Origin of the sequence: Virgibacillus sp. DJP39, from assembly GCF_049310925.1 — a bacterium.
Taxonomy (GTDB): domain Bacteria; phylum Bacillota; class Bacilli; order Bacillales; family Amphibacillaceae; genus Virgibacillus_F.
In genome coordinates, this window is the sequence record NZ_JBMERP010000158.1 from 1 (window position 1) to 2,142 (window position 2,142).

Below are 2,142 nucleotides of genomic sequence, written 5' to 3' on the forward strand. Positions count from 1 at the left end.
AGTAGTGTGGTCTCCCACACTACTTTTTTAGCAGGTAAGAAAGTATAAATCCTTTCTTACTGCATAAATGCAACTAAGGCTTTCGCCATAAAGACTTGGCGATAAGCCAAGTTTTCTAATACAAGGTTGTTCAATTAACTCCGCTGCTTTGCGATGGCACAGGTATAATGCAATAAATTAATTAGTAATTGTTTCTGCTAATTGATTAAACGTCATCTGATCTGTTACCTCAAATGTTCCTATTTGAACATACTGGCTATAATCGTTATCTTCCAAATATTTATTAAACGCATCAGCATTTTTAATAATTCCATTTTTCTCTAAAAGTGAGCTTATGGATGAGGAGGCTAAACCCGGTTGAATCTTTAAAGTGAAAGTCTGTGGTTCCTTTTTCTTTGGCACTTCTTGTTTCTTTTCATCTTTGGTACTCTGTTTTTCTTTTTCTTCACTTGAGGTTTCACTTTTAACTGAAAGAGAAATGTATTCTTTATCACTCAAGACATGATAGCCATCTTTTTCAAGTGCTTCTACTGTGTCTTTATGAGAAAGTGATGCCTTTTCATTTGAAGTGTCTTCATCAAATAAAACAATAGCTAATAAAATAATTCCGGCTGTAAAAAGACCTATTGAAAATGTTCGAAGAGTTTGCTTCATAATTATCTCCTTACTAATATCTTAATTGTTTCGTAGAATCAACTGAACATCATATGTGCTTAATTTAGTTAATTCCGTTATTTCTTGAACGGTGTACCCTTTTTCGTGTAACTGAATAATTTTCCGGTCTGATTCTGGAGCGTGGCCTTGCTGGTTCTCCAATTGAAAATCATTAGACAAATCATTTGTAAGTAACTCTTCTTCCAAAATTTTAATTTTCTTTTTCATCTGGTAAGTATCTTGCATAGTTGACATAGAGTACTGTTCTAATTGATCTTCTATGTCCTTGAACTTATCATTCATTAAGAAAGAAAGAATGAATAAGGTTACCGAGATAATTAAAATTGTCGAAATTGCAATAATCATGTCTGTGCCTCCATTTCATATACAATATTATTTATAACATAGATTTAGTCAAGAAACCATTACCAATATAGGGTTAAAAGGTAACATTTTCTAATTTCCACTAGACGAAATAAAGGCTGATAACCGATTTCTTTTATTATACTGCCATAATTTTTTTTCTTTTGTGAAGTGTTTCCTAACCTATCAGATATTTACAGAGTTCGTAATCCAATCAACATTTTTGTATGTTTATAATTAAAACATAAACAATATAGTTTGAAAATCTCTCAGAACTAGCCAGATAGAGATTACTTATTTTCAGAAAACCTAAAAACGTAACTTTTATTCTACTATCAACTTGATTGATTCCCGGATATCTGATATTATAAATTAAGTCTGATATTGAATGTAAAAATTTTATTAAGCAAGATTTTATAGTTTGGAGGGAAAATCATGCGAGTAAACGTAACTTTAGCTTGTACTGAATCTGGTGAACGTAACTATATCACTACAAAAAATAAGCGTACTAATCCTGAACGTATAGAGCTTATGAAATACTGTCCACGCCTTAAAAAACATACACTTCACCGTGAAACTAAATAATAATGTATGTTAATAAACCCCTTATCGAGATTAGATAAGGGGTTTATTTATACCTTTTGTTAAGGCTCCTTTCGTAAGTTTTGTTGCTTTTTAATCTTCACATTTGATACAAATTCCGACATAACTTACCTTTCTAGACGCCGTTCCGGCAGAACACTTCGCTTTCCACGAGCACGGCCTCAGTCTCCTCAGAAGCAAAGAACACTTCTTCCGGGGTATTCGGACGCGTGCTGTTCTAAGCAGGAGTCTACGTATTCTGCCTTCACTAAGACATATGTTTCATGGGACGTCTTCTCCCTTGAAAAGAAAGCTAACAAAGCTGCGGAAAAATGCGAGACTCCTGGAGCGACCGAGCATAGGTCGTAATATATAGCGGGTGGGATTCCCGTCGAGTAAGAACTAGCCGCTCACTCGTAGCGAGTCTTGGAGGGCAGGTGGTAACACACTGCCTTTAAGCGTAGACAGCTAGGTAATGGGCCGTAAGCCAAGCGGTTGAAGGGATTGAGCTCCGAAATTCGTACAAACGGGAAGGCCGATGCT

The 2,142-nt window shown here is 35.2% G+C and carries 3 protein-coding genes; 1 reads left to right on the forward strand and 2 read right to left on the reverse strand.

The window, feature by feature from the left end; all coding sequences use genetic code 11:
• Positions 1 to 177: 177 nt before the first annotated feature.
• Both ACOI1D_RS21375 and ACOI1D_RS21380 read right to left on the reverse strand, forming a co-directional pair.
• Positions 178 to 654 (reverse strand): hypothetical protein, encoded by a 477-nt coding sequence (locus tag ACOI1D_RS21375; protein WP_422504211.1) that lies wholly within the window; start codon positions 652 to 654, stop codon positions 178 to 180.
• Between the two features lie 21 nt (positions 655 to 675).
• Positions 676 to 1,020 carry a hypothetical protein gene (locus ACOI1D_RS21380; RefSeq protein ID WP_422504212.1) on the reverse strand — a complete coding sequence of 115 codons (345 nt, stop codon included), beginning with the start codon at positions 1,018 to 1,020 and terminating at the stop codon, positions 676 to 678.
• Positions 1,021 to 1,452: 432 nt separating this feature from the next.
• Between ACOI1D_RS21380 and rpmG the strand changes: the two genes are divergently transcribed.
• On the forward strand, positions 1,453 to 1,602 hold the full coding sequence (gene rpmG / locus ACOI1D_RS21385) for a 50S ribosomal protein L33 (RefSeq protein ID WP_422504214.1): 150 nt from the start codon (positions 1,453 to 1,455) through the stop codon (positions 1,600 to 1,602).
• Positions 1,603 to 2,142: the final 540 nt, after the last annotated feature.